This window comes from Microseira sp. BLCC-F43 (assembly GCF_041929235.1).
Classification (GTDB): domain Bacteria; phylum Cyanobacteriota; class Cyanobacteriia; order Cyanobacteriales; family Aerosakkonemataceae; genus Microseira.
Window position 1 is genome coordinate 21952 of record NZ_JBHFNP010000269.1, and the last position, 6000, is coordinate 27951.

The following is a 6000-nucleotide window of genomic DNA, read 5'->3' on the forward strand; positions in this document are numbered from 1 at the left end:
ACGTGTTTGTCATAGCTTGTTAGGTAACCCTGGCTGAATGGTTTATTCCACGTAGCTTCGTTCCCCGTTTTTTTAAGTTAAGTAACATTTTAGACGAAAAAAAGCAGAAGGGAGAGGCAACGTTTTTATAGCGGATTGCAAATGAGTGAGGTACAGCCTTCAGGCTTTGTTTGTGTAGCGGCTGCCATTTTTGCTGCCGCTACACAAACAAAGGTGTACCTCATACGAGTGCAATCCGCTGTACTCTTCACAGCATCTTTAAAAATGGGGGAGAAGATGAGCAAGATCGGCAAGATGAGGAAGACAGGACTTACGCAAATCACCAAAGTTTCTCTGAAAAATCTTCGGTTTGGCAAGGAGATATCTACGCAGAAACCCGGTTTCTAGGCGTTTCGCAAATCACCAAAGTTTCTCTGAAAAATCGTTGGTTTGGCAACGAGAGATCTACGCAGAAACTTTGGTGATAGAATCGTCGCCCCTAAGTTTTAGAAGAATTCTTCTCACTCTCCCCTCTCCCTAGAAGGGAAATACGCCTTAGGGTAAATTGCGAAAGATATGTCACCTATCTAAGGTAAAGAAAACTAGCGACTTACGGGGAATAAAATTCCTTGGCAACTTTCATGGTCAAAATACCGCGTTATCAACTTTGGTGCTACGGCGTTGCTGCTTTCAGTGTAGCGCTCGCGCTGTTACTCACCCTGCTGCTAGAGCCGTTCACCTCATCCAAGATCTACGCGCTGTTTTATGCGGCGGTAGCAATCAGCACCTATTACGGCGGTATGAGGGCGGGGTTGCTCGCTACTCTATTATCTACCCTCGCCATCAGCTACTTCTTCCTGCCGCCAGTTTATTCCTTTGCGCGTATGGATCTGGCGAACTTAATCCAGTTGAGCGTCTTTGTATTGGTAACGCTGCTAATCAATTCGCTTAACACGGCGTTGCGGGATGCCAAACGGCGCGCTGAAACTAACTTGCAAAAGTTACAAGCGAGCGAGGAACGTTACCGCGTGCTGGCGGAGAACATACCGCAACTCGTTTGGTTCGCCCGCGCCGATGGTTTCGTGGAGTATTTTAACCAGCGCTGGTACGATTCCACCAAACTCACACCGGATACATCCTTTGGATGGGAGTGGCAACGCGCTATTCACCCAGATGACCTGCCAGAAACGCTACGCCAGTGGAAAACTGGTCTGGCAACGGGTCATGCAGTTGAGACGCAATACCGCCTCAGACTAGGCAATGGTGCTTACCGCTGGCACATGACGCGGGCAGTCCCCTTACGTAACTCGCTTGGTAATATTGCTAACTGGTTCGGCACTTGTACTGATATTCACGACCAAAAGCAAGCAGAGGCGGCGCTTGAGCAGCAAAAGCAGGAATTGACAGCTTTGGTGGAAAACTCGCCCGATATTATCGCTCGCTTTGACCAAAACTTGCGTCACGTGTATGTATGTCCCGCCGTCGAGCAAGCAACTGGAATGCCGCCAGAAGCGTTCCTGGGTATGACTAATGCGGAAATGGGTTTTGGAGAGAAAATTTCTAGTTTTTGGGACGAAAACCTGCGGCAAGTCTTTAATACTAAACAAGGAAAGACTATCGAGTTCGAGTTTTCCACCCCGAAAGGCACGCGCCACTATCACTGTATGCTCGTACCTGAGTTTGCCCCGGATGGATCGGTAAATTCGGTACTGAGTATCGCCCGCGACCTGACAGAATATAAACAAGCGGAACAAGAACGCATTCGCCTGCTGCAAGCACTGAAGTCAGAACAAAAGCTTTTGCAAGCGACGATCGAACAAATGCCAGCGGGACTGATAGTGGTAGAAGCGCCTAGCGGTCGTATGTTTTTGGCAAACGCCCAAGCACAGCAAATTTTAGCTGGATTTTCCCTAAATCTGGAAGGGGTGGCAGATTACGTTCAACCTTCCCACTCATTTTTTTCCCCCTCTGGACGACGCTACACCGCAGAGGAAATCCCTTTAGCGCGCAGTCTCGTTTCCGGAGAAATTGTCATCGCTGAAGAGATAGAAGTTTTGTTCCCCGATGGGGGTCGCAAAACGTTGCTAGTTGATTCTAGACCGATTTGCAATAGTGCGGGAGAAATTGAGGCAGCGATCGCTACTTTCTACGACATTACAGAACGCAAGCAATTTGAACAAGCACTGCGCCAAAGTGAAGAAAGATTTCGCCAACTGGTAGAAAACCTGCAAGATGTGTTTTGGATATCCGATCCAAAACAAGAGCAACTGATTTATGTTTCTCCCGCTTACGAAAAAATTTGGGGGCGTGATTGCCAAAGTTTGTACGCTAATTTTACCGAATGGATCGAGGCGATTCATCCCGAAGACCGGGAACGAGTTCGCACTGTTTTTTACGAGCACGCGCTCATTGGGGGATACGATGTTGAGTATCGCGTTGTCCGTCCCGATGGCACAATGCGATGGATACGCGATCGCGCAGTTCCGATTAAAGACGAATTTGGCAATGTGATTCGCGCCGCTGGTATCGCCGAAGACATCACCCGACAAAAGCAAGACCAAGAAATTATCGCCGCACTCAATCTTGACTTGCAGCACCGCGTGTCCGAGTTGCAAACCTTGTTTGAAGTGATACCGATATCGATTGCGATCGCTACCGATCCTCAATGCCATCGCATCCAAATTAACCCAGCTTTTGCTCAAATTCTAGGCATCTCCCCCGATAGGAATGCTTCCAGCACCCCACCAGAAAATGCTCCCCCACCACCGTTTAAAGTTTACCGTCACGGTGAAGAATTACCGGGGGAAGAATTGCCCTTGCAATACGCCACGATTCATGGTGTAGAAGTGCGCGATGCAGAAATTGATGTGGTGCGCGACGATGGAGCAAAATTTAACTTATATGGATACGCCTCGCCTTTATATGACGAACAAGGACAACCCAGAGGCGCAGTTAGTGCCTTTTTAGACATCACCGAACGCAAGCGCACCGAAGCCGCACTCAAACAAAGCGAGGAAAGGTTCCGCGTCACCCAAGAACTATCCCTCGATGGCTTTACCATTATGCAAAGCGTGCGAAACCAAGCCGGAGAAATTATCGATTTTGAATGGAGTTACGTCAACCCCAAAGCCGTAGAAATTCTCCAACGTTCTGCTGAAAAATTAATCGGACGGCGACTATTGGAAGTGCTGCCGGGGAATAAAGAAAATAGCGAATTGTTTGACCGTTACGTGCAAGTTGTCGAAACAGGAACGCCCCACGATATTGAAATTTACTACGAAGCCGAAGGCATTAAAGGTTGGTTCCGCAACATGACCGTAAAATTGGGGGATGGCGTCGCGATTTCGTTTAGCGATATTACCCAACGCAAATCTGCCGAAGCCGAACGAGTCGAGTTGTTAGAAAGAGAACGCACAGCCAGGGAAGAAGCCGAGAAAGCCAACCGGATCAAAGATGAATTTTTGGCAGTATTATCCCACGAATTGCGAAGTCCGCTCAACCCGATTATGGGATGGGCGAAATTGTTGCGAAGTCGCAAATTCGACGAAACCAAGACAGCCAGCGCCCTAGAAACCATCGAACGCAACGCCAAATTGCAAGCGCAACTAATCGAAGACTTACTCGATGTCTCCCGCATTTTACGCGGCAAATTAACTTTAAATATCGCCCCCGTTAACTTAGCAACAACCATCGAAGCCGCAATCGAAACAGTTCGCCTATCCGCCGAAGCCAAGTCAATTCAAATTCAAACCGAACTTAATACCAATGTCGGATTAGTTTTGGGAGATAGCAGCAGACTTCAACAAGTCGTGTGGAACCTCGTATCTAATGCCATTAAATTTACACCGGATGGAGGAATAGTTGAAGTAAAACTGTCAGCGGTAATGGGTAATAGATCATCGGTAATGGGTAATGAAAACTCTTTTCTTGCACCTGACATGGGCGAGACGGGCAGGATGCCCATGCCACAAGAAATCCCCATGCCACAAGAACAACCAGCCGCTTGTGGGGTGGGCGAGACGGGCAGGATGCCCATCCCACCAGAAATCCCCATGCCACAAGAAATCCCCATGCCACAAGAACAACCAGCCTCTTGTGGGGTGGGCGTCCCGCCCGCCCAGTCTATTGGTGCAAGATCTCAGGAACAATTACCAATTACCAATTACCAATTACCAATTACCAACTATGCTCAAATTACCGTCACCGACACGGGCAAAGGTATCAAACCAGACTTTCTTCCCTACGTGTTTGACTACTTTCGTCAAGCAGATAGCAGCACAACGCGGAAATTTGGCGGGTTGGGATTGGGACTGGCAATTGTCCGTTACTTGGTAGAATTACACGGCGGTACCGTTCGGGCAGAAAGTCCCGGTGAAGGAATGGGGGCAACTTTCAGCGTCAGACTTCCCTTAATCAAAAATGCAGCAGCAACAACAGAAGAACCAACCAACCTGCCAACTGTTGCTACAACGCATCCATTGCAAGGCGTGCAAGTTTTGGCAGTCGATGACGATGGGGATATGCGCGAGTATATCGCCTTTGTGCTAAAGGAGTCTGGCGCAGAAGTAACTTTGGCAGCATCGGCAGATGAAGCGCTAAAACTTTTGCCACAAATTAAACCACACTTGCTGGTAAGCGATATTGGGATGGCAAATGTGGATGGTTATATGCTGATGGGGCAAATTAGATCTCTCGCACCAGAAGCAGGGGGGATGGTAAAAGCGATCGCTCTCACCGCCTATGCTGGAGAATACGACCAAAAACGCGCCCATGAGGCAGGTTTCCAAATGCACCTACCCAAACCTGTTGCACCGGAACAATTAATTGATGCAATCCGGCGAATTTTGGGGATTTGGTAATTGCTAATTGCTAATTGCTAATTGCTAACTCTATTCATTGAACCATTAGCGATTAACCATTAGCTATTAGCAAACTTAATTCTAATGTCATGTAAAAATACCTCCTTTTCCCCGATTAACTATGGCGAATTGCCGGAGACATTGCCAAAGTTTCTGCTGCTTTTTGCATTGCTGCCATCTCCGATTGCGTCCAAAAATGAGTACCCTGGCAGTGATGAGCAATCAGCAAACCCCACAGCCTTTTCTGATTCAAAACTGGCACGGCTAAATTCGCTCGCACTCCTAAACTGCGGAGAAAATCTCGGTGACAATCGCTAATTTGTTCTGTTTCAATATCTGGAATTGCCCGTACCCTTCCTGCTTGATACAGCACGGCATATTCGCTGTTAAAACACTCATCCGGACCTACGGATCCAAAGATAGAAAACTGACTGTAACTTAAAGACTCAAATGTCACGCGCCCCGCCCACTCGCGATAAAAATAATATAAAACTACCCGATCCACCCCTAGTAATTCTCTTAAAGAGTTTGTTGTCTTTTGAACTAAATCATCCCGAGCTATACTAGAAACCAAACGCTCAAAAATTTGTTGCAATCCTTGCTCAAACATCAGACCTGTTAGAACTCCGAGTCAATTTTTCATGATGCAATTAACGCCAGTTGCTAGTTATAAACTGGCTAATTGCTAATTGCTAATTGCTAATTGCTAATTGCTAATTGCTAATTGCTAATACAGCATTTTTCCTAACACTAGCCATTAGCCATTAGCCATTAGCTCTAGCTTTGAGATAACTAGCAACTTGAGTTAATTATTACATAAACTAGCGCCCAAATATAGCTGTCTATAGAGTATTTATGCTTAGAGGGCTGGATGGCTAGACCCTAATGGTACAACAAGGTGGGGAAGATTGTGTAGCGATCGCATCACTATTGATACGCACCTACTTAGAAGCTTTTTTCCAGAATCTCTGCCAATAGAAAGATGACTGCTTGCTGATACAGGCAAGACAATACAAAACTAATTTAGCTTAAATCGCGAGAAGCCCCACGTCTCAACCCGATATGGTGAGCGTGGGATGAATCTCTCAGGCTAGGAGGTACGGAGTTGCCCAATATGATTGTGTTGCACAAGAATAGCAGTTATCATACTTATACAAGCGTG

Annotated in this window: 2 protein-coding genes; one reads left to right on the forward strand and one right to left on the reverse strand. The window is 47.0% G+C overall.

Annotation, left to right across the window (positions count from 1 at the left end; genetic code table 11):
* The first annotated feature begins 608 nt into the window (after positions 1–608).
* Positions 609–4838 carry a PAS domain S-box protein gene (locus tag ACE1CM_RS35185; RefSeq protein ID WP_374883543.1) on the forward strand — a complete coding sequence of 1410 codons (4230 nt, stop codon included), beginning with the start codon at positions 609–611 and terminating at the stop codon, positions 4836–4838.
* A 115-nt stretch (positions 4839–4953) separates the two neighbouring features.
* Here the strand turns inward: ACE1CM_RS35185 and ACE1CM_RS35190 are convergent, their stop codons facing one another.
* Positions 4954–5448 (reverse strand): GAF domain-containing protein, encoded by a 495-nt coding sequence (locus ACE1CM_RS35190; protein ID WP_374883544.1) that lies wholly within the window; start codon positions 5446–5448, stop codon positions 4954–4956.
* Positions 5449–6000: the final 552 nt, after the last annotated feature.